We start from the raw sequence: 19,489 nt of genomic DNA on the forward strand, positions 1-19,489 counted from the left end.
CCGTCGCCGGCGATCGGCTGCGTGCCACTGCCGGACTCCGACGAGCCACCGCCGCCACCGGGCTGCGTGATCGAACCGCCGACACTCACACTTGAACCGTCGTTCGTCGGTGGTGGGCACGACATCGTCGGGATCACCGCGCCGCAGTTCACCCCCGCCGCCGACGCACTCACCGCTCCGAGCCACACGAGCACGATCGCGAGCGGAAGTGCCGCGATCAACCGTCGGAGGTGCATTCCAAGCCTCCGCTTCGCCCCGTCATCGCTGCGACAGCGAGCCGCGTAGACGTTGTCGGAGCGGGAACGACCTCGACTCGCACCGCTTGCACATCACCGCGATCCGCGGCGATCAACGACTCGCCCGATTCGTCCAGCACCTCAACGTCGGCAACGTTGAGACAGACATCAAGAGAGGCTGTTGCATCGGCGGGATCAGCCTCGACGAGTTCCACGTCGTCGACGACCGCCTCGCCCGTGCGAGTCAGCCCCTGCGCGTGTCCAGTGGTCATCTCTTCTCGCGTTGCCGACAGTGCGTCGTCGACGAGCCACTCGTACACCGGCTCGGCCGTATCCGGATCACTCAGATCGACCTCGTTCGCCGCCTTCACGTACGCCCGGTACGTCTCCTCCGCGGCCGCGAACAGCTCCTCCTCGCTCGCGAACCCGGTCGGCGTCGGCGCCGGCTCGGGCGCGGCGGCGCACCCGGCCAGCGCGAGGGCAAGGCCGAGGGTCAGGGCTGCGGCGAACGGCGGACGCGACATGCCACACACGGTAGCGAGACGCCGCGAGTCTCGCAGGGACTGTCCACAGCCATTAGCGTGACGGCATGACGTTCAACGAGAACGCGGATGTCGGCGGCAACAAGGCGCGGCGGCGCGGACGGGGCGCGGCCATCGCGGGCGGCGGCACGCTCGGCCTCGGCGTGATCGCCGTGCTGCTCATCCAGGCGTTCACGGGGCAGGATCTCGGCGGGCTACTCGGCTTCGCCGACGGCGCCGGCGAAGGGCAGGGATCGGGCGGATCGTCCGTCATCGGAGACTGCGAGACGGGGCAGGACGCGAACGAGAACGACGACTGCCGGCTGGCGGCGGGATCGCTCGCGATCGACGAGTTCTGGTCCGAGACGCTCGAGGGCTATCGGGAGCCGCAGCTGATCATCGTCGACGGATCGACACCCACGCAGTGCGGCACCGCCTCGAACGCCACGGGGCCCTTCTACTGCCCACCCGAGGAGACGGTGTACGTCGATCCCACGTTCTTCGGCCTGCTGCGCGAGCGGTACGACGCCTCGGCGGGCTCTCTCGCGCAGCTGTACGTGCTGGCGCACGAGTACGGGCACCACGTGCAGAACCTCATCGGCGTCTTCGAGCAGTACCCGAACAACGGCACCGGACCGGACAGCAACGGGGTGCGCACCGAGCTGCAGGCGGACTGCTTCGCCGGGGCATGGGTGGCCGCGATGACGCAGCAGGAGGATGAGAACGGCGTGCCCTACCTGCAGCCGCCGACCGCGCAGCAGATCGCCGACGCGCTGGATGCCGCCGCGGCCGTCGGCGACGACCACATCCAGGAGCAGTCGGGCGGGTTCGTCAACCCGGAGAGCTGGACCCACGGATCCAGCGAGCAGCGGCAGCGCTGGTTCGACACCGGCCGCGCCGAGGGGGTGCAGGGCTGCGACACGTTCGCGGTGGCGGGGGATCAGCTCTGATCCGACCGGCCACGAAACGCGCTGTTGCGGTGGTCGCTTCATCTTCGGCCGCTTCGCGGCCTCAGTTCAGCAACCGCCGGGTGCGGGCGGCTCAGGCGGCGCAGTGCACGCACAGTGTCGCGCTGGGACGCGCCCTGAGCCGCTCGGCGGGGATGTCGCGCCCGCACCGCGCGCACACGCCGTAGCTTCCCGCGTCGAGGCGCGCGAGGGCGGCGTCGACCTCGGCCAGCTCGGACCGCGCCTGCGCGTCGAGTCCCTCCAGGCGTGACCATTCCTCGGCGAGCGTGCCGCCCTCCGGATCGTGCTCGTCGTCGGCTGTCGCGGCCGAGCGCGCATCCGCCATCGTCGCGCGCGCATCCTCCCGTCGCCGACGGCCGTCCAGCAGCTGCGCCCGACGCGCCTCGAGGACTGCCCGGAACTCTCCCGGATCGATCCCGCCCGGGCTCACGAGAACCCGCCCTCTCGGATCGCGCGCCGCACGAGCTCGAAGGCCGGATCCTGGAACGCGACGATCCGCGCCTCCTCGACGGCGCTGCCCGCTGCGGCGATCGTCGACACGGCCGCCTCGACCGCGTCCTCGAGCGGCCAGCCGTAGACACCGGCGCTGATGAGGGGGAACGCGACGGATCGGGCGCCGAGCTCGTCGGCGACCTCGAGCGCGCGGTTGTAGCACGAGACGAGCAGGCCGCGATCGCGCTCCCCGGCGGCGTGGTTCGGCCCGACCGTGTGGATCACCCACCGCGCGGGCAGCTCGCCCCCGGTCGTCCACCCCGCGTCGCCGGTGGCCAGGCCGTGGGGGAAGCGCGCGATGCAGTCGGCCAGGATCGCCGGTCCGCCGGCCCGATGGATCGCGCCGTCGACGCCGCCCCCGCCGCGCATCGCGTTGTTCGCCGCGTTGACGACGGCATCGACGTGCTGCTCGGTGATGTCGCCCCGCACCGCCACGATCCTGGTCATCCTTCCAGTGTGGACGATCCCTCCGACGTTGGATCGAGATACCCCTAGGGGGTACTATGAAGCGGAGACGACGACAAGGAGATCACATGGCTGTCGAACGCATCGAACTCGGCAAGAAGGACGCGGGCGCGACGGGTTGCGCCTGCTGCGCCGCCCCGGAGACCTCCACCGCCGCGCAGACGCGGTCGGGGGAGACCGAGACCATCCGCGTCGAGGGCATGACCTGCGGCCACTGCGTCTCGGCCGTGACGGAGGAGCTCTCGGCCCTCGGCGGCGTCGAGGGCGTCGACGTGGATCTGGTGGCGGGCGGCGTCTCGACCGTCACGATCCGCCGCTCCGCCCCGCTGGATCCCGCCGCGATCGACGCGGCCGTGAGCGAGGCCGGCTACTCCGTCGTCCGCTGATCCGCGCGGCGGCGCGGCGCCCTGGGGCAGAATGGCGCCGTGGAGACGGCCGCGGGCGACGAGCGGGAACTGAGGCTGCGGTACGCCGGCACCTGCGTGACCTGCGGTGAGGGCATCGCGAAGGGCGAGCGCGCCACCTACCTGCCGGCGGTTCGGAAGGTGCGGCACCTCGCCTGCGCGCCGTCGCAAACGGAGGTCGCATTCCCTGGACCCACGCCGGTGGAGGATCCGCCCGTCCACGCGGGCACGGCCGGCGCGTCCGCGCTGCGGGAGTTCGAGCGCCGGAGAGCGAAGGACGAGGCCCGCATCGCGGAGCAGAAGGCGAAGGTCGCCTCGGAATGGGGTACCGGGGTCATCGGACGGATCGCCGCGCTGCTCGCCGTGGACGCTCGCCCCCGCACCTCGACCACCGTCTGGTCCCAGGGTGCCGCGGGCGAGGCCCGGGTCGCCGAGAAGCTCGACGCGCTCGCCGAGGTGGGCGTCGCGTCGCTGCACGACCGCCGCATCCCCGGTTCGCGCGCGAACATCGACCACATCGCCGTCACGCCGTGGGGTGTCTGGATCGTCGATGCGAAGAGGTACGTCGGCAAGCGTGTGTCGAGCGACGTGGTCGGCGGGCTGTTCGGCTTCGGCGGGCGGCGGCGCCTTCTCGTCGGCGGTCGCGATCGCTCGCCCCTCCTCGACGGGATCGAGCGGCAGCTCGCGCTCGTGCGCGCGGTCGTCGGCGACGAGATCGACGTGACCGGGTGCCTCTGCTTCGTCGATGGCGAGTGGCCGCTGATCGGCGGCGACTTCGAGATCCGCGGCGTGCGGGTGTGCTGGCCTAATCGCCTCGCGAAGACGCTGCTGCGCACGTCGGAGCCGACGGTCGACGTCCCGCACGTCCACCGCCTGCTGGCCGCGGCGTTCCCTCCCGCCTGATCGCCGCCGAGTGGGCGCGAGACACCGCTTGACCTTGACGCTGCGTCAACCCCTAGCGTCGGAGGCATGAACGACGAGGAGTGGTCGATCCAGCAGGTGGCCCGGATCGCCGGAACCACCAGCCGCACGCTGCGTCACTACGGCGACATCGGGCTGCTTGCGCCGTCGCGCGTGGGCCACAACGGCTATCGCTACTACGACCGGGCCGCGCTCGTGCGCCTGCAGCGCATCCTGCTGCTGCGCGAGCTCGGACTCGGCCTGCCGCAGATCGCCGACGTGCTCGCCCGCGAGACGTCCGAGGCCGATGCGCTCGAGGCGCACCTGGCGTGGCTGCGGCAGGAGCAGGATCGGCTGGCGCGGCAGATCGCGTCGGTCGCGACCACGATCCGTGCGCTGAGAGGAGAGGAGCAGGTCATGGTGGAGAAGATGTTCGACGGGTTCGACCACACGCAGTACAAGGGCGAGGTGGAGAGCCGGTGGGGCGCCGCGGCGTACGCCGAGAGCGACCGCTGGTGGCGCTCGATGAGGGCCGACGAGAAGGCCGCCTGGCAGCGGAAGGTGGCCGACCTGGGACGCGACTGGATCGCCGCGGCCGAGAGCGGCGCGGCGCCCGACGGCCCCGAGGCGCAGGAGCTCGCGCAGCGTCACGTCGAGTGGCTCACGGGCATGCCGGGCACCCCGGCCGCCGATGGTAGCGACGTGAAGGGCTACGTCATCGGACTGGGCGAGATGTACGTCGTCGACCCGCGTTTCGGGGCGAACTACGCCACGAGCGAGGGCGGCACGGCGGGCGCCGAGTTCGTGCGCGACGCGCTGCGGATCTACGCCGAGGCGCACCTGTGATCCGGGCGCCGCGGCCGTAGCCTTGCCGCATGGCGCACGACGGCATCCTGGCGATGGGAGGCGACCTCCTCGCCCGCCTGCACGGCGGCGGGGAGGTCGCCTGGTCGGGGCCGCGGGCGTGGTGGGGCGGCCCGCTCGACGTCGAGGGACTCGCCCTCGGCGCGACCGACGCGGCGGCCCGCGCGCTCGCCGCGCTCATGGGCGAGACGGTGAGCGTCGACTCGGCCGGCGTCGCCGGCTGGTTCGGATCCTTTCCGCTGCTGCGGGTGGACGGGCGTGCGCTCACGGGTTTCGCCCCGCTGTCCGGCTTCTTCGAGGCCGGGGACGGCTGGGTGCGCACCCACGCCAACTACCCGCACCACGAGCGCGCGCTGCTCGCGGCGCTCGGCGCGCGCGACGGCGACGAGGCGCGCGTCGCGATGCGCGGTCTGCCGGCGCTCGAGATCGAGCGCGCCGCCTTTGAGGCGGGCGGGCTCGCGGTGGCCGTGCGCGAGCCGGGGGACTTCGCCGGGGGTGCGGAGGGGGAGTGGATCCGGCTCTCGCACCTCGGCGAGGGACGGCCCTTCGACCCCGCACCGGGGCCGCGCCCGCTCGCCGGGCTCCGCGTGCTCGACCTCACCCGCGTGCTCGCCGGCCCGTCCGCCACGCGGCTGCTCGGCGCGCTCGGCGCCGACGTGCTGCGGGTGGACCCGCTGCACCTGCCCGAGCCCCTCGACCAGCACCTCGACACGGGGTTCGCCAAGCGCTCGGCCGTCGCGGCCTTCGGCGAGGGCGTCGAGCGGCTGCTCGCCGACGCGCACGTCGTCGCGCTCGGCTACCGGATCGAGCGGCTCGCGCGGCACGGGATGGATCCCGAGAGCCTGCGGGAGCGGCATCCGCACCTGGCCGTCGTGTCCCTCGACGCGTGGGGCGACGCGCCGGGGTGGAGCGGCCGGCGCGGCTTCGACAGTCTCGTGCAGGCGGCCACGGGCATCGCCCGCGTGTACGGCCGCGACACCGGCGACGGCTGGCGGCCCGGCGCCCTGCCCGTGCAGGCGCTCGACATGGCCACGGGGCTCGGGATGGCGGCGGCCGCGATCGCGCTCGCCGCATCGGGCCGCGGGGGATGGGCGCACCTCTCGTTGCTCGGCGCCGCTCGCCGGCTGCTCGCCCTCGGCGCCGGGCCGCCCGATCCGGCCGCCCTCGACATCCCGCTGCGCACGACCGACAGCCCGTACGGGCGCCTCACGTACGCGCCGCCGCCCTTCCGCATCGCCGGTGAGGCCGTGGACTACGCATCTGCGCCGCAGCGGTACGGATCCGCCGGGCTCGCCTGGCTCTGAGGCGCCGGCGCCCGCTGGTCACACGTCGAGCTCGTCGCCCGGGTCGAGGTCGAAGAACTCGCCGCCGTGCTGCTCGGTCGCCCAGCGCAGGCGGTCGCGGTGCATCGTGCGCCCGACGACCGAGAGGGTCATGTCGTGCACGCCGAAGGCGCGGCGCGGCGCCACGGCGAGCACGAAGTCCATGGCGTCGCCGATGCGCAGCCACGGCGCCCCGAGCGGCGCGGCGAGCGTGTCGACCTCGACGCCCTCCGGCACGTGGAACGAGTCGCCGGGGTAGTAGAGGCGCTCGTTCACGAGCACGCCGAGGTTCTGCACCGGCGGCAGGCTCGAGTGGATCAGCGCGTGCGCGCCGCCGAAGAAGCGCAGCGTAAATGCGCCGGCGGTCACGACGTCGCCCGCCGAGACCACCTCGATGTCGTAGCCCGCCGCCGCATCGGCCACGCCCTGCGGCGCGTAGATCGGCACGCGGGGCGCGACCTGCGCGAGGTGGTCGAGCTGGGCCGGCGTCCAGTGATCCGGGTGCTCGTGCGTGATGACGACCGCCGCCAGATCGTGCAGCTCCGCGAGCGCGGTGGTGAAGCCGCCGGGATCGATGACGAGCGTGTCGCCGGCGTCCTGCAGACGGAGGGTGGCGTGTTCGTGCTTCGTGACGCGCATATCGCCATCCAATCACCGTCCGGCCCCGGCGACACGCGCGAGATGCGCGCGGGAGCCGCGCCGATTTGTCCGGCTCGCCGGACTCATGGCATACTCTTCTAGTTGCCCCGCTGAGGGAGCAACGCGAAAAACTCAAGAACGGCCCCATCGTATAGCGGCCTAGTACGCCGCCCTCTCACGGCGGTAACGCGGGTTCGAATCCCGCTGGGGTCACACTCGGAAGCCCCCGGTTCCTCGGAACCGGGGGCTTCCTCCGTCTCGGGGTCAGGCCTCCGCGTCGCGCGCGGCCGCCCGCGCCCGCCCGCGGCGCCGGATGAGCCACACGAGCAGCACGACGGCGGCGATCGGCACGAGCCACGGCAGCGCGAACCCGACGACGGCGACGAGGCCCCCGAGCGCCGCGACGAGCGCGTTCCACCCCGTCAGCATGCCGTCGAGGAAGGGCGAGCCGGGCTCGACGGGCGCCGGGGTGTCCTGTCGCACGAGCCACACCTGCAGCGTCGACATCGCCACGCGCCCCTCGACGTGCTCCAGCTCGGACTCGTACGCCTCCAGCTCGGACTGCCGCTGCGAGAGCTGGTTCTCCACCTCCAGCAGGTCGGCCACCGAGCCGGCCTCGGCCATGAGCTCGGTGAGCCGCGCGATCGACGCCTCCGCCGCCGCGACGCGGGCGCGAAGGTCCACGGCCTGGCCCGTCACGTCCTCGCGTGCGATGCTCGTGCGCAGCACCTCGCCGAGCCCGCCCAGATCCGCGATCGCGGCGTCCAGGCTGTCGCTCGGCACGCGCAGGGTGGCCGCGTCCGAGGACGACGGGGCGATCGTCGACGTCGACGCGTCGTCCGACGACGCCTCGGGCGCCGCGCTCACCGCGAGGTGCTGCACGTACCCGCCGTGCTCGGCGGCGAGTGCGCTCAGCGCCTCGGCCGCGTCGGCGGGGGAGGCGACCTCGACCGAGACCTCGGCCGTCACCGCGACCTCCCGATCCTCCTCGAGCGCACCGTCGCTGCCGGATCCGCCGGCCGCGGATCCGCCGGATGCCGCGTCCTCGGATCCCGCCTCGTCGGACGCCGCGCCGCCCGACGATCCGCCCCACACGCCGGTGCCGGGGGCCTCGACGCCGGGCACGGTCGGCCACGGCTCCCCGGCGATGCCGGGCTCGGCGACCCCCGAGGCGTCGCTCTCGCTGATCGACGCGCCGCGCACGCCGTTCAGGATCGCGGGGGAGGCGACGGCGGCGACGACGACGAGGCTCGCGGCGATCGCCGCGCCGCCCCACGCCCGCCGCCGGCGCCGCCGACGGCGGGCGAGCTCGAGCCGGCGGTCGGCCGCGATCGTGGCGAACACGGCGTCCTCGACGCGCGCGATCGCCTCGTCGCCCATCTCCGGAAGCCCGCCCGGCGCGGCGGCGTCGGCGTCCGTGCGCTCCGCGCCGCCGTCCGGCGCGCCCCCGCGCGGTGCGTCCTCGTGCTCCGACGACGTCATGACATCTCCTCTCCGGCGACGATCCGCAGCCGGCTCCGGATGCGGGAGAGACGGTTGCGCACGGCGCCGTGCCCCACGCCGACGCGCTCCGCGGCCTCGGCGTACGGCAGCCCCTCCGCCACGCACAGGCGCAGGATCTCGCGGTCGACGCCGCTCATGCCGGCCAGCTCACGCAGCACGGCCTCCAGCGTCGTCGCGGCGATCACCTGCCGCTCCACGTCCGTGGGCGCCGCGATCCCCTCGGCGTGCTCCGCACCCACGACGTGCGCGCGCTCGCGCAGGCGGGAGCGGATCCGGTTCGCGGCCGTGTGCCGGCAGATCGCTGCGAGCCACGGAAGCAGCGAGTCGCCCGCGAGGGCGAGCCCGCCGAGCTTGCGCCACGCGACGACGAACGTCTCCTGCACGGCGTCCTCGGCGTCCGGCCGCGTGCCGAGCAGCCCGTGCGCGATCCAGTAGACCGCGCGCGCGTGCCGGCGGTACAGCGCGCGGAACGCGGGCTCGCTCCCGGCGGCCGCGCGGGTCACCAGTGCCGCGTCCTCCTCGTCCTCGTGCATGCCTCCGCCTGTCGTCGGGTGAGGGAATCGTCTCTCACCCTGTCAGTGTCCGCGGGGGACCGATCGTCTCGGATCCATCACGACGTGTCCCGCCGATGCGTCGCGCACCGCCGCACGAGAGCCCGCCGGACGCCCCGGGACGCGACGGCGCCGGAGCGCGGCGCGGTACCCTGGAGGAGCGAGAGGGAGTATCCCGTCATCGCGCATCCGTCATCACGAGCTCCGACGACGCGGCTCCGGGTGCGCACCGCGCCTGCGCGGGGGAGAGACTTTCGAGATCCCACACGTCTCCGAAAGGCTCCCGCCGTTGGACATCCCCATCTGGTTCGAGGTCGGCTCGCTCGTCGTGCTCGTCCTCATTCTCGTCGCCGATCTGCTGATCATCCTGAAGCGTCCCCACATCCCCTCCACGAGGGAGTCCACGCTGTGGGTGGTCTTCTACATCACCCTCGCCCTCGTCTTCGCGGGGGTGCTGTGGCTGGTCGTCGACGCGCAGCACGCCGGTGAATTCGTCGTCGGCTGGCTCACGGAATACAGCCTCTCGATCGACAACCTCTTCGTGTTCGTGCTGATCATGGCCCAGTTCTCGGTGCCGCGGCGCTATCAGCAGGAGGTGCTGATGGTGGGCATCATCATCGCCCTCGTGCTGCGCGCGGCCTTCATCCTGCTGGGCGCCGCCGCGATCGAGAACTGGAGCTGGATCTTCTACCTCTTCGGCGCCTTCCTCGTCTTCACGGCCATCCGCCAGGCGCTGCCGGAGAAGCACGAGGGCGACGCGCAGACCGAGAGTTTCATCGTCCGGACGATCCGCCGGTTCGTGAACATCAGCGACGAGTACGACGGCGCGAAGCTGACGACCGTCGTCGACGGCAAGAAGATCCTCACGCCCATGCTCATCGTGTTCGTCTCGATCGGCGTGACCGACCTCATGTTCGCGATCGACTCGATCCCGGCCATCTACGGCATCACGCAGGTGCCGTTCCTCGTCTTCGCCGCCAACCTGTTCGCGCTCATGGGCCTGCGCCAGCTGTACTTCCTGCTGGGCGACCTGCTCGAGAAGCTGCGCTACCTGCACTTCGGTGTGGCGTTCATCCTCGCGTTCATCGGCGTGAAGCTGTTCTTCCACGCGCTGCACGTCAACGAGCTGCCCTTCATCAACGGCGGGCATCACGTGGAGTGGGCGCCGGAGATCAACAACTGGATGTCGCTGGGCGTGATCATCGGATCGATGGCCGTCGCGACGATCGCGAGCCTCCTGGCCGACGCGCGCGACAAGCGCAAGGCGGCCGCCCGCACCGCGGGCGACGAGAGCGCGCTCCCGTCCGAGGCGCGCGCGCACGGCGACGAGCGCTGATCGATCCGATCAACGAAGGCGGGATCCTGCTCATCGAGCGGGGTCCCGCCTACGCTTTCGCTGGGCACAATGTGCGCGAAACGCGAGTCGGCGTTGCAGAGTGCTAGGGTGTTCGCATGCGCGCGGTGCTCCTCCTTAGTCGCCGCGACGAGCCCTCGTCCTAGGGCCAGGCTCGTCGCGGAGTCACGTGATGCGCCCGACCCGCCGACGAGACCTGGAACCGACATGACTTCACCCGCGACCCCCGCGATCCCCGAGAACCCCCGCACGCTGGCCGAGAAGGTCTGGGACGCCCACCTGGTGTCCAAGGGAGAGAACGGGCAGCCCGACCTCCTCTACATCGACCTGCACCTCGTGCACGAGGTCACGAGCCCGCAGGCCTTCGACGGGCTGCGGGCCGAGGGCCGCCCCGTGCGCCGCCCCGACCTGACGATCGCCACGGAAGACCACAACACCCCGACGCTCGCGATCGACAAGCCCATCGCCGACCTCACGAGCCGCACCCAGATCGAGACCCTGCGCCGCAACGCCGCCGAGTTCGGCATCCGGCTGCACTCGCTGGGCGACGCCGAGCAGGGCATCGTGCACGTCGTGGGCCCCCAGCTGGGCCTGACGATGCCGGGCATCACCGTGGTGTGCGGCGACAGCCACACCTCGACGCACGGCGCGTTCGGCGCGATGGCGTTCGGGATCGGCACGAGCGAGGTCGAGCACGTGCTCGCCACGCAGACGCTGCCCCTCAAGCCCTTCAAGACCATGGCGATCACGGTGGAGGGCGAGCTCAAGCCCGGCGTGACCGCCAAGGACATCATCCTCGCCGTCATCGCGCGGATCGGCACGGGCGGCGGCCAGGGCTACGTGCTCGAGTACCGCGGCAGCGCCATCCGCTCCCTCTCGATGGAGGGGCGCATGACGATCTGCAACATGTCGATCGAGGCGGGAGCGCGCGCCGGCATGGTGGCGCCGGACGAGACCACCTTCGCCTACCTGAGGGGGCGCCCGCACGCGCCGCAGGGCGCGGACTGGGACGAGGCCGTCGCGTACTGGAAGACGCTGCCCACCGACGAGGGGGCGGCGTTCGACGCCGAGGTCTTCATCGACGCGGACGAGCTGGAGCCGTTCGTCACGTGGGGCACGAACCCCGGCCAGGGTGTGAACCTGGGCGGCCGCGTGCCCTCGCCGGAGGACTTCGAGGACGAGGGCGATCGCAAGGCGGCCGAGCGCGCGCTCGAGTACATGGCGCTCGATGCGGGCACGCCCATGAAGGAGATCGCGGTCGACGCCGTCTTCATGGGCTCCTGCACGAACAGCCGCATCGAGGATCTGCGCGCGTTCGCGTCGATCATCAAGGGCCGCAAGAAGGCCGACGGCGTGCGCGTCATGGTCGTGCCGGGCTCCGCGCGCGTGCGCCTGGAGGCCGAGGCCGAGGGCATCGACAGGATCGTCGAGGAGTTCGGCGGCGAGTGGCGCTTCGCCGGCTGCTCGATGTGCCTGGGCATGAACCCCGACCAGCTGGCGCCGGGGGAGCGCTGCGCCTCGACGAGCAACCGCAACTTCGAGGGTCGCCAGGGCAAGGGCGGGCGCACGCACCTCGTCTCGCCCCTGGTCGCGGCGGCGACCGCGGTGCGCGGCACCCTCTCGGGGCCGGCCGACCTCGCGCCGCTGGACGAGCACGCACTGACCGGAGCGGAGGCCTGACATGGAGAAGTTCACGACGCACACCGGCGTGGCCGCGCCCCTGAAGCGGTCGAACGTCGACACGGACCAGATCATCCCCGCGGTGTTCCTGAAGCGGGTCACGAAGACCGGCTTCGAGGACGCCCTCTTCCACGGCTGGCGCCAGGACCCGGAGTTCGTGCTGAACCAGCAGCCGTTCGCGGGCGCCTCGATCCTCGTCGCCGGCCCGGACTTCGGCACGGGATCGAGCCGCGAGCATGCCGTGTGGGCGCTGCGCGACTACGGCTTCCGCGTGGTGCTGAGCCCCCGCTTCGCCGACATCTTCCGCGGCAACTCCGGCAAGCAGGGCCTCGTCACGGGCGTGATCTCCGAGGACGATCTGCACCGGATCTGGGCCGCGATCGACGCGCAGCCCGGCATCGAGATGACGGTCGACCTCACGACGCGCACGGCCGTTGTCGGCGACTTCACGGCTCCCTTCGACATCGACGATTACACTAGGTGGCGGCTCCTCGAGGGGCTCGATGACATCGGGCTCACGCTGCGCGACGCGGATGCGATCACGCAGTTCGAGGCCCGCCGCGAGGCGTGGCGGCCACGCACCCTCCCGGTGCCGTGAGCCCGGCCGGAAGCCCCTGAGGATCGGGGCAGACGGCCCCCGACCGGCGGCGCGAGCCGCCTAGACGATGTGAGGCCATCTGCACCATGACACTTCTCGGCTCCACGGAGACCACCCAGCGCGTCGACGCTGACATCCTCGAGATCCGCGGGGGCCGGCCCCTCAAGGGTCAGGTGGACGTGCGCGGCGCGAAGAACCTCGCCACCAAGGCGATGGTCGCCTCGCTGCTCGGCGAGACGCCCAGCATCCTGCGGGACGTCCCCGACATCCGCGATGTCGAGGTCGTCCGCTCGCTGCTCGAGGTGCACGGCGTGCACGTGTCGGCCGGCGAGGAGCCGGGATCGCTCGTGCTCGACCCCGCCGACGCGAAGTCGGCGAACTTCGAGCAGATCGACGCCCACGCCGGCTCGTCGCGCATCCCGATCCTCTTCTGCGGGCCGCTGCTGCACCTGCTCGGCCAGGCCTTCATCCCCGACCTCGGCGGCTGCCGCATCGGCGACCGCCCCATCGACTTCCACCTCGACGCGCTGCGCAAGTTCGGCGCGATCGTCGACAAGCAGCCCAGCGGCATCCGCCTGTCGGCCCCCGAGGGCCTGCACGGCGCGCGCATCGAGCTGCCGTACCCGAGCGTGGGCGCGACCGAGCAGGTGCTGCTCACGGCCGTCAAGGCCAAGGGCGTCACCGAGCTGCGCAACGCGGCGATCGAGCCCGAGATCATGGACCTGATCGGCGTGCTGCAGAAGATGGGCGCGATCATCTCCTACGAGCCCAACCGCGTGATCTTCATCGAGGGCGTCGACGAGCTCAAGGGCTACGACCACCGCAGCCTCTTCGACCGCAACGAGGCCGTGTCGTGGGCCTGCGCCGCGCTCGTCACCGACGGCGAGATCTTCGTCAAGGGCGCGCGCCAGTACGAGCTGCTCACGTTCCTCAACGTGTTCCGCAAGGTCGGCGGCGACTTCGACGTCACCGACGACGGCATCACGTTCCGCCGCGGCGAGACGCCGCTGAAGCCCGTCATGGTCGAGACCGACGTGCACCCCGGGTTCATGACGGACTGGCAGCAGCCGCTGATCGTCGCGCTGACGCAGGCCGAGGGCACCTCGGTCGTGCACGAGACCGTGTACGAGAATCGCCTGGGCTTCACCCACGCGCTCAACCAGATGGGCGCCGACATCGTCGTGCACCCCAACGGCATCGACGACCCGAAGCGCCGCGTGCCCCGCCGCGCGCTCGAGCAGGCGGCCGTCATCAACGGACCGACCCCGCTGCGCGGCGCGGACATCGTGGTGCCCGACCTGCGCGGCGGCTACGCGTACGTCATCGCGGCGCTGGCCGCCGAGGGCACCTCGCGCGTGAGCGGCGTGCGGATCATCGCGCGCGGCTACGAGAAGTTCCTCGACAAGCTCAGCGCCCTCGGCGCCGACTTCGACGTCGTGGGCTGAGCGTGGCGCCGATCTCCCCGGAGCGTGCGCGGCCGGGCGGCGTCTTCCGCCTGCTCGCGATCATCGTCGTGCCGCTGTACGCGTGGTTCGCGAAGATCGAGATCCGCGGCCGCGAGAAGATGCCGCTCGACGGTCCCTTCGTGCTGGCCCCGAACCACCACAGCGAGATCGATCCGCTGACGATCGCCGTCGCCACGTGGAAGCTGGGGCGCCTGCCGCGATTCCTCGCCAAGGAGAGCCTTTTCCGCGTGCCGGTGCTCGGCGCCGCCCTGCGGGCCACCAAGATGGTGCCCGTCAAGCGCGGCAACCAGGGCGCGCTCGCGCTCGAGCAGGCCAAGGTGCTCGTCGAGAACCGCAGCGGCGTGATCGTGTACCCGGAGGGCACCCTCACGCGCGATCCCGACCTGTGGCCCATGCGCGGCAAGACCGGCGCGGTGCGGATCGCGCTGGCCGGCGGGTTGCCCGTCATCCCGGTCGCGCACTGGGGCGAGCAGCAGATCATGCCGCGCTACGGCAAGCTGCGCCTGTGGCCGCCCCGCCGGCCCGTGACGCTCGTCGTGGGCGATCCCGTCGACCTGTCGGACCTCGCCGGCCGCGCCCAGGAGCGCGCCGCGCTCGAGGAGGGCACGGAGCGCGTGATGGCCGCCATCACCGCACTGCTCGAGGAGCTGCGCGGCGAGAAGGCGCCGCCCGAGCGGTGGGACCCCACCCAGCACGGGCAGGCCGAGACGGGGCGCCTCTGATGGGCCCGCGGGTGGCGGTGCTCGGCGCCGGCAGCTGGGGCACGACGTTCGGCAAGATCCTCGCCGACGGCGGCGCGCGCGTCACGATGTGGGCGCGGCGCCCCGAGCAGGCGCACGAGATCGACGAGGCCAAGCGCAACTCGCAGTACCTTCCCGGCATCAACCTGCCGCGCACCATCCGCGCGACGCCGCGGCTGGCGCGCGCCGTCGACGGCGCGGAGCAGATCTACCTCTCCGTGCCGAGCAAGACGGCGCGTGAGGCGCTCAAGCAGCTGCGGCCCTTCGTCGCGCGCTCCGAGGTGCCGATCGTGAGCCTCATGAAGGGCGTCGAGAAGCGCTCGGGCATGCGCATGAGCCAGGTGATCGCCGAGGTGCTGGACTGCGATCCCGCCCGGATCGCCGTGGCCAGCGGGCCGAACCTCGCGCTCGAGATCGCGCGCGAGCAGCCGACGGCCGCCGTCGTGTCGTCGAGCAGCCTCGAGACCGCCGAGCTCATCGCGCGCACGGCCACGAACCGCTACTTCCGCACGTTCGTCAACACCGACGTCGCCGGGACCGAGTTCGGCGGCGTGCTGAAGAACCTCATCGCCGTCGCGATCGGCATCGTCGACGGCGTGGGGTACGGCGAGAACACGAAGGCCTCGATCATCACGCGCGGGCTCGTCGAGATGACGGACTTCGCCGTCGCCTACGGCGCCCAGGCCGAGACGATGCACGGGCTCGCGGGCCTCGGCGATCTCATCGCCACGTGCCAGTCGCCGCTGAGCCGCAACAACACGGCGGGCCGCCTGCTCGGCCAGGGGTACACGCTGCAGGACGTCGTGGCGCACATGGAGCAGACGGCCGAGGGCCTCGGATCGGTCGGCCCGATCCTGAAGCTCGCGAAGGCGAAGGGCGTCGAGATGCCCATCGTGCAGCAGGTGAAGATGGTGCTGGACGGCGCGATGGATCCCAAGGACATCGGCCCGCACCTCACGACGGACGACGACACCCCGCAGGGCGAGAGGACGCAGAATGGCCAGGACGACCGTGGCGGTGCTCTTCGGAGGGCGTTCCAGCGAGCACGCGATCTCCTCCGCGACGGCGGGGGGAGTGCTCGGCGCGATCGACCGTGACCGCTACGCGGTGATCCCGGTCGGGATCACCCGCGACGGCGTCTTCGTGCTCGAGCAGGACGAGCCCGCGCGCTTCGCGCTCGACGCCGAGCGGCTGCCCGAGGTGGTCGACAACGGCACGCGCGTGCTCTGGCCCCTGCCCGGCGAGGGGCGCGAGCTGCGCGTGCGCCGCGCCGACGGCACGGTCGACTCGCTCGGCGAGGTCGATGTCGTGCTGCCGATCCTGCACGGCCTGCACGGCGAGGACGGCACGATGCAGGGCTTCCTCGACATCCTCGGGATGCCGTACGCGGGCGGCGGCGTGCTGGACTCGGCGATCTGCATGGACAAGCACTTCATGAAGGTGGCGCTGCAGGCCGCCGGCATCGCCGTGTCGCCGTGGGTGACCGTGCGCGCGTCGCGCTGGGCCGCCGCGCCCGACGCCGTGCGCGCGGAGGCCGCCGCGCTCGGATACCCGCAGTTCGTCAAGCCCGCGCGGGCGGGATCGAGCGTGGGCGTGTCGAAGGTGCACGACGCGTGCGAGCTGGACGAGGCGATGAGCCTGGCCCTGGCCGAGGACGACAAGGTGCTCATCGAGGCCGGCATCGCGGGCCGCGAGATCGAGGTGGCCGTGCTCGAGGGCCGCGGGGGCGCGCCGGCGAGGGTGTCGCTGCCCGGCGAGATCGTGCTCACCACGCGCGAATTCTACGACTTCGAGGGCAAGTACCTGGGCGGCGACGGCGCCGAGGTGGTGTGCCCGGCCGATCTCACCGACGAGCAGATCGCGCGGATCCGCGACGTCGCGGCGCGCGTCTTCGAGGCCGTGGAGGGGCGCGGGCTCGCCCGCGTCGACGTGTTCCTCACGCCCGAGGGCGAGGTCGTCGTGAACGAGCCGAACACCATGCCGGGCTTCACGCCGATCTCGATGTACCCGAAGTGCTGGATCGCATCGGGCCTGAGCTACGCCGACCTCATCTCGGAGCTCATCGAGCTGGGCCTCGAGCGCACCCGCTGACCGGCGCAGGCCGGGTCAGCCGACGTACTCGGCCTCGTCCGGGGCGACGCACTCGCCCGTGCGCTCCAGCTGCGACACGGCGCCGCCGAGCGCGCTGAGCACGTCGTTGCTCGAGACGCCCTGGCCGTCCTCGTCCACCGCCGTGTCGACGTAGACCGACGCGGCGGGCGTGCGGCCGTAGGTGGCCATGCGCAGGCGCGGGAAGTCCGTGTCGTCGACCACCCAGTCCACGCCGCCGACCGAGACGCACTGCAGCGTGCTCGGCGCCAGCGGCTCCAGGCCGCACGCGAAGATGACCTCCTGATCCTCGCCCCACACGGCGGTCGCCTGCGCGTCGGTCCAGACCCGCGGCAGGTCGCCGAGCGCATCGGGCAGGCGCACCGAGACCTCGGCGCAGAGCGGGTCGTTCGCGAGCGGCTCGGCGGGCAGGTGCACCGTGGCTGCGCAGCCGCCGAGGGCGAGCGCGCCCGCGAGGATCGCGGCGAGCCGCGCACTCATGGCGCCCCCGGCCCGGGCGGCGGAGGAACGGCGGCGGATCACCCCTCCAGCGTATTGCGGGGTCGCGTGTGGATACCCTGAACGGATGGATCCGACCGTGGGCGAGCTGAGCGAGCGAGAGGTGCTGCGGCGCATCGCGGCGCGCACGGGCAGGGCGCCGGCGGCGATCGTGGGCCCGGGGGACGATGCGGCGGTCGTCGCCGCGCCGTCGGGCTCCGTGGTGGCCACGACCGACACGCTCGTGCACGGCCCCGACTTCCGCCTCGCCTGGTCGAGCGGGTACGACCTCGGCTGGAAGGCCGCGGCGGTCAACCTCGCCGACGTCGCCGCGATGGGCGCCCGCCCGACGGGGCTGCTCGTCGCGCTTGCGATGCCGAGCGCGACGAGGATCTCGTTCGTCGAGACCCTCGCCGACGGGCTGCGCGAGGCGTGCGAGGCGCTCGCCCCCGGCTGCGCCGTCGTGGGAGGCGACCTCACCGTCTCCGACACCCTGACGATCGCCGTGACGGCGCTCGGCGACCTGGAGGGTCGCCCCGCCGTGCTGCGCTCGGGCGCCCGGCCCGGCGACGTCGTCGCCGTGGCGGGCGAGCTCGGCGCCGCCGGTCGCGGCCTGGCGATCCTCTTCGACCGCTTCCGCGACGACGGCGGCGAACCGATTCCCGTCGACCGCGCGGCGCTCGGGGAGGGGGAGTCCGCGCTGCTCGACGCGCAGCTGCGGCCCGCGCCGCCCCTCGGGCTCGGCCCGATGGCAGCGATGTCGGGCGCCACCGCGATGATGGACGTCTCGGACGGGCTCGCGCTCGACGCGACGCGGATGGCCGAGGCCTCGGGCGTGCGTCTCGACCTCGATCCGGCCGCCCTGGGCGCCGATCGGCGCGCCGCCCTGGAGGGCGGAGAGGACCACGCCCTGCTGGCGACGTTCCCCGGAGACGTCCTCCCGCCCGGGTTCCGCCCGATCGGCCGCGTCGAGGAGGGATCGGGCGTCTCGGTCGGGGGCGAGCCGTACGACCGTCGCGGCGGTTGGGACCCCTACGCCGACTGGGACGCGCGCACCGGCTGACGCGGCGCGGATCGCTGGCTAGGCTGGCGCCATGTTCTCCTACGATCCGTATGCAGAGCTCGCCACGCTGAGGGACTTCGCGCCCCTCACCGTCACCAGCACCGACATCGCCGAGGGGCAGCCGCTGCCGAAGGCGCAGTGGGGATCGGCCGGCGGCGGGTCCGACATCTCCCCGCAGCTGAGCTGGTCGGGGGCGCCCGAGGGCACGAAGTCGTTCGCCGTGTCGTGCTTCGATCCGGACGCGCCGACGGGCTCGGGCTTCTGGCACTGGGCCGTCTACAACCTTCCGGCCGACGTGACGTCGCTCGACACGGGCGACGACCGCCCCTCGGCGGGCATCGCGCTGCGCAACGAGTCGGGCGAGCCCGGCTTCATCGGCGCCGGCCCGCCGCCGGGAACCGGCGTGCACCGCTACTTCTTCGTCGTCGACGCGCTCGACACGGTGCTGGAGCTGCCCGAGGGGGCGACGCCCGCGATCCTCGGCTTCAACCGGCACTTCCACGCGCTCGCGCGCGGCATCCTCGTCGCCACGGCGACGAGCGACTGACCGCCACGCGCGTGCACGACGCGCGCCGACGCCCGTTCCGCCGTGCCCCGCGGGGCCGGCGGAACGGGCGTCTCGCGTCCGGGCGTCAGGCGCGGTGGGTGGGCGCCTGCTCGGCCTCCGGCTCGGGGACCGGCCGAGCCGTCGCCGGCTCGTCGGCCGTGACGGGCGCGCCGGCAGCAGGGGCCGGCTCCTCCGTCAGGCGAGCAGCGGCCGGCGCGTCGTCGATCTCCGGCTCCTCATCGGCGGGCAGCGCCTCCGCCGCCGGCACGGGACGGGCGGGCACGAGCGCCTTGGCCGCGGCGATCGCGGCGGTCAGGGCGAGGCCGATCAGGCCGGCGCCGAGCACCGGTCCGCCCACCGTGACGAGCGCCTGGCCCGCATAGACGTCGGCCGTGGTGGCGCTGCCGTCGAGCAGGGTCGTGCTCATGTTGTCGATCGTGGGGAAGCTCATCGCGAATCCGGCCGCGGTGGCGGCGAGCGATCCGATCAGCAGCACCCAGTAGGGCGCGCTGGTGATGAGTCGGGGCGTGCGGGGCATGATTCTCCTCGGGTTCGCATGCGGACTCCGCCACGATCCCCGGCGCGCCCAT

23 protein-coding genes and 1 tRNA gene are annotated in these 19,489 nt (G+C 72.7%); 15 read left to right on the top strand and 9 right to left on the bottom strand.

Annotated elements, in window-relative coordinates; all coding sequences use genetic code 11:
• A partial coding sequence (locus ACODR5_RS08245; protein ID WP_488983304.1) for a hypothetical protein occupies nt 1-221 on the bottom strand: 221 nt, incomplete at its 3' end.
• Nucleotides 218-760, bottom strand: a complete 543-nt coding sequence (locus tag ACODR5_RS08250) for a hypothetical protein (protein ID WP_488983305.1) — start codon at nt 758-760, stop codon at nt 218-220. The genes ACODR5_RS08250 and ACODR5_RS08245, both read right to left, overlap by 4 nt.
• 65 nt (nt 761-825) lie before the next feature.
• Between ACODR5_RS08250 and ypfJ the strand changes: the two genes are divergently transcribed.
• Nucleotides 826-1,707, top strand: a complete 882-nt coding sequence (gene ypfJ / locus ACODR5_RS08255) for a KPN_02809 family neutral zinc metallopeptidase (RefSeq protein WP_488983306.1) — start codon at nt 826-828, stop codon at nt 1,705-1,707.
• 91 nt (nt 1,708-1,798) lie between these two features.
• Here ypfJ and ACODR5_RS08260 read toward each other — a convergent pair whose 3' ends face one another.
• Both ACODR5_RS08260 and ACODR5_RS08265 read right to left on the bottom strand, forming a co-directional pair.
• Nucleotides 1,799-2,050: a TraR/DksA family transcriptional regulator gene (locus ACODR5_RS08260; RefSeq protein ID WP_488983307.1), complete on the bottom strand. Its 252-nt coding sequence runs from the start codon at nt 2,048-2,050 to the stop codon at nt 1,799-1,801.
• A 101-nt stretch (nt 2,051-2,151) separates the two neighbouring features.
• Nucleotides 2,152-2,664 (bottom strand): O-acetyl-ADP-ribose deacetylase, encoded by a 513-nt coding sequence (locus ACODR5_RS08265; protein WP_488983308.1) that lies wholly within the window; start codon nt 2,662-2,664, stop codon nt 2,152-2,154.
• A gap of 86 nt (nt 2,665-2,750) precedes the next feature.
• On the opposite strand from ACODR5_RS08265, the gene ACODR5_RS08270 reads away from it, so the two are divergent.
• The 4 genes from ACODR5_RS08270 (at nt 2,751) to ACODR5_RS08285 (ending at nt 6,154) form a co-directional block, all read left to right on the top strand.
• Nucleotides 2,751-3,068 carry a heavy-metal-associated domain-containing protein gene (locus ACODR5_RS08270; RefSeq protein WP_449853721.1) on the top strand — a complete coding sequence of 106 codons (318 nt, stop codon included), beginning with the start codon at nt 2,751-2,753 and terminating at the stop codon, nt 3,066-3,068.
• A 39-nt stretch (nt 3,069-3,107) separates the two neighbouring features.
• Nucleotides 3,108-3,989, top strand: a complete 882-nt coding sequence (locus tag ACODR5_RS08275) for a nuclease-related domain-containing protein (RefSeq protein WP_488983309.1) — start codon at nt 3,108-3,110, stop codon at nt 3,987-3,989.
• A 66-nt stretch (nt 3,990-4,055) separates the two neighbouring features.
• On the top strand, nt 4,056-4,832 hold the full coding sequence (locus tag ACODR5_RS08280) for a MerR family transcriptional regulator (protein WP_488983310.1): 777 nt from the start codon (nt 4,056-4,058) through the stop codon (nt 4,830-4,832).
• 29 nt (nt 4,833-4,861) lie between these two features.
• On the top strand, nt 4,862-6,154 hold the full coding sequence (locus ACODR5_RS08285) for a CoA transferase (RefSeq protein ID WP_449853718.1): 1,293 nt from the start codon (nt 4,862-4,864) through the stop codon (nt 6,152-6,154).
• An 18-nt stretch (nt 6,155-6,172) separates the two neighbouring features.
• Here the strand turns inward: ACODR5_RS08285 and ACODR5_RS08290 are convergent, their stop codons facing one another.
• Nucleotides 6,173-6,811, bottom strand: a complete 639-nt coding sequence (locus tag ACODR5_RS08290) for an MBL fold metallo-hydrolase (protein WP_488983311.1) — start codon at nt 6,809-6,811, stop codon at nt 6,173-6,175.
• 140 nt (nt 6,812-6,951) lie between these two features.
• Here ACODR5_RS08290 and ACODR5_RS08295 point away from each other — a divergent pair.
• A tRNA-Glu gene (locus ACODR5_RS08295) sits at nt 6,952-7,024 on the top strand.
• Nucleotides 7,025-7,075: 51 nt separating this feature from the next.
• On the opposite strand, the gene ACODR5_RS08300 is transcribed toward ACODR5_RS08295, so the two are convergent.
• Both ACODR5_RS08300 and ACODR5_RS08305 read right to left on the bottom strand, forming a co-directional pair.
• Nucleotides 7,076-8,293, bottom strand: coding sequence for a DUF4349 domain-containing protein (locus ACODR5_RS08300; protein ID WP_449853716.1), 1,218 nt, complete (start codon nt 8,291-8,293; stop codon nt 7,076-7,078).
• Nucleotides 8,290-8,847 (bottom strand): RNA polymerase sigma factor, encoded by a 558-nt coding sequence (locus ACODR5_RS08305; protein WP_449853715.1) that lies wholly within the window; start codon nt 8,845-8,847, stop codon nt 8,290-8,292. Before ACODR5_RS08305 ends, ACODR5_RS08300 begins: the two co-directional genes overlap by 4 nt.
• A gap of 307 nt (nt 8,848-9,154) precedes the next feature.
• Here ACODR5_RS08305 and ACODR5_RS08310 point away from each other — a divergent pair, with 307 nt between their 5' ends.
• From ACODR5_RS08310 to ACODR5_RS08340, 7 genes are all read left to right on the top strand, one after another.
• The gene (locus tag ACODR5_RS08310; protein ID WP_488983312.1) at nt 9,155-10,201 is read left to right on the top strand and encodes a TerC/Alx family metal homeostasis membrane protein; all 1,047 of its coding nucleotides are present in this window, start codon (nt 9,155-9,157) and stop codon (nt 10,199-10,201) included.
• 225 nt (nt 10,202-10,426) lie between these two features.
• A complete protein-coding gene (gene leuC, locus ACODR5_RS08315; protein ID WP_488983313.1) occupies nt 10,427-11,899 on the top strand; it encodes a 3-isopropylmalate dehydratase large subunit in 1,473 nt (490 codons plus the stop codon).
• Nucleotide 11,900: 1 nt separating this feature from the next.
• Nucleotides 11,901-12,497: a 3-isopropylmalate dehydratase small subunit gene (gene leuD / locus ACODR5_RS08320; RefSeq protein ID WP_449853712.1), complete on the top strand. Its 597-nt coding sequence runs from the start codon at nt 11,901-11,903 to the stop codon at nt 12,495-12,497.
• A gap of 86 nt (nt 12,498-12,583) precedes the next feature.
• Nucleotides 12,584-13,942 carry a UDP-N-acetylglucosamine 1-carboxyvinyltransferase gene (gene murA, locus ACODR5_RS08325; RefSeq protein ID WP_449853711.1) on the top strand — a complete coding sequence of 453 codons (1,359 nt, stop codon included), beginning with the start codon at nt 12,584-12,586 and terminating at the stop codon, nt 13,940-13,942.
• Entirely contained in the window at nt 13,939-14,685 is a 747-nt protein-coding gene (locus ACODR5_RS08330; RefSeq protein ID WP_488983330.1) for a lysophospholipid acyltransferase family protein, read from the top strand. Before murA ends, ACODR5_RS08330 begins: the two co-directional genes overlap by 4 nt.
• Nucleotides 14,685-15,800, top strand: coding sequence for an NAD(P)H-dependent glycerol-3-phosphate dehydrogenase (locus ACODR5_RS08335; RefSeq protein WP_449853710.1), 1,116 nt, complete (start codon nt 14,685-14,687; stop codon nt 15,798-15,800). The genes ACODR5_RS08330 and ACODR5_RS08335 overlap by 1 nt, the downstream gene beginning before the upstream one ends.
• Nucleotides 15,700-16,794 (top strand): D-alanine--D-alanine ligase family protein, encoded by a 1,095-nt coding sequence (locus tag ACODR5_RS08340; RefSeq protein ID WP_488983314.1) that lies wholly within the window; start codon nt 15,700-15,702, stop codon nt 16,792-16,794. Before ACODR5_RS08335 ends, ACODR5_RS08340 begins: the two co-directional genes overlap by 101 nt.
• Nucleotides 16,795-16,809: 15 nt before the next feature.
• Here the strand turns inward: ACODR5_RS08340 and ACODR5_RS08345 are convergent, their stop codons facing one another.
• On the bottom strand, nt 16,810-17,334 hold the full coding sequence (locus ACODR5_RS08345) for a DUF3515 family protein (protein WP_488983315.1): 525 nt from the start codon (nt 17,332-17,334) through the stop codon (nt 16,810-16,812).
• A 43-nt stretch (nt 17,335-17,377) separates the two neighbouring features.
• Between ACODR5_RS08345 and thiL the strand changes: the two genes are divergently transcribed.
• Together thiL and ACODR5_RS08355 are read left to right on the top strand one after the other, a co-directional pair.
• Nucleotides 17,378-18,352 carry a thiamine-phosphate kinase gene (thiL, locus tag ACODR5_RS08350; protein WP_488983316.1) on the top strand — a complete coding sequence of 325 codons (975 nt, stop codon included), beginning with the start codon at nt 17,378-17,380 and terminating at the stop codon, nt 18,350-18,352.
• A 31-nt stretch (nt 18,353-18,383) separates the two neighbouring features.
• Complete coding sequence (locus tag ACODR5_RS08355; RefSeq protein WP_449853706.1) at nt 18,384-18,899, top strand: YbhB/YbcL family Raf kinase inhibitor-like protein; 516 nt, start codon at nt 18,384-18,386, stop codon at nt 18,897-18,899.
• A gap of 85 nt (nt 18,900-18,984) precedes the next feature.
• Here the strand turns inward: ACODR5_RS08355 and ACODR5_RS08360 are convergent, their stop codons facing one another.
• Nucleotides 18,985-19,437, bottom strand: coding sequence for a dinucleotide-utilizing enzyme (locus tag ACODR5_RS08360; RefSeq protein WP_449853705.1), 453 nt, complete (start codon nt 19,435-19,437; stop codon nt 18,985-18,987).
• Nucleotides 19,438-19,489: the final 52 nt, after the last annotated feature.

Source organism: Microbacterium sp. FG3 (assembly GCF_057809335.1).

Bases quoted from the DNA above. Each gene is read 5' to 3' on its own strand.
- ACODR5_RS08250 (WP_488983305.1), bottom strand. From the start codon at position 760: ATGTCGCGTCCGCCGTTCGCCGCAGCCCTGACCCTCGGCCTTGCCCTC.
- ypfJ (WP_488983306.1), top strand. From the start codon at position 826: ATGACGTTCAACGAGAACGCGGATGTCGGCGGCAACAAGGCGCGGCGG.
- ACODR5_RS08260 (WP_488983307.1), bottom strand. From the start codon at position 2,050: ATGGCGGATGCGCGCTCGGCCGCGACAGCCGACGACGAGCACGATCCG.
- ACODR5_RS08265 (WP_488983308.1), bottom strand. From the start codon at position 2,664: ATGACCAGGATCGTGGCGGTGCGGGGCGACATCACCGAGCAGCACGTC.
- ACODR5_RS08270 (WP_449853721.1), top strand. From the start codon at position 2,751: ATGGCTGTCGAACGCATCGAACTCGGCAAGAAGGACGCGGGCGCGACG.
- ACODR5_RS08280 (WP_488983310.1), top strand. From the start codon at position 4,056: ATGAACGACGAGGAGTGGTCGATCCAGCAGGTGGCCCGGATCGCCGGA.
- ACODR5_RS08285 (WP_449853718.1), top strand. From the start codon at position 4,862: ATGGCGCACGACGGCATCCTGGCGATGGGAGGCGACCTCCTCGCCCGC.
- ACODR5_RS08290 (WP_488983311.1), bottom strand. From the start codon at position 6,811: ATGCGCGTCACGAAGCACGAACACGCCACCCTCCGTCTGCAGGACGCC.
- ACODR5_RS08300 (WP_449853716.1), bottom strand. From the start codon at position 8,293: ATGACGTCGTCGGAGCACGAGGACGCACCGCGCGGGGGCGCGCCGGAC.
- ACODR5_RS08305 (WP_449853715.1), bottom strand. From the start codon at position 8,847: ATGCACGAGGACGAGGAGGACGCGGCACTGGTGACCCGCGCGGCCGCC.
- leuC (WP_488983313.1), top strand. From the start codon at position 10,427: ATGACTTCACCCGCGACCCCCGCGATCCCCGAGAACCCCCGCACGCTG.
- leuD (WP_449853712.1), top strand. From the start codon at position 11,901: ATGGAGAAGTTCACGACGCACACCGGCGTGGCCGCGCCCCTGAAGCGG.
- murA (WP_449853711.1), top strand. From the start codon at position 12,584: ATGACACTTCTCGGCTCCACGGAGACCACCCAGCGCGTCGACGCTGAC.
- ACODR5_RS08335 (WP_449853710.1), top strand. From the start codon at position 14,685: ATGGGCCCGCGGGTGGCGGTGCTCGGCGCCGGCAGCTGGGGCACGACG.
- ACODR5_RS08340 (WP_488983314.1), top strand. From the start codon at position 15,700: ATGGCCAGGACGACCGTGGCGGTGCTCTTCGGAGGGCGTTCCAGCGAG.
- thiL (WP_488983316.1), top strand. From the start codon at position 17,378: ATGGATCCGACCGTGGGCGAGCTGAGCGAGCGAGAGGTGCTGCGGCGC.
- ACODR5_RS08355 (WP_449853706.1), top strand. From the start codon at position 18,384: ATGTTCTCCTACGATCCGTATGCAGAGCTCGCCACGCTGAGGGACTTC.
- ACODR5_RS08360 (WP_449853705.1), bottom strand. From the start codon at position 19,437: ATGCCCCGCACGCCCCGACTCATCACCAGCGCGCCCTACTGGGTGCTG.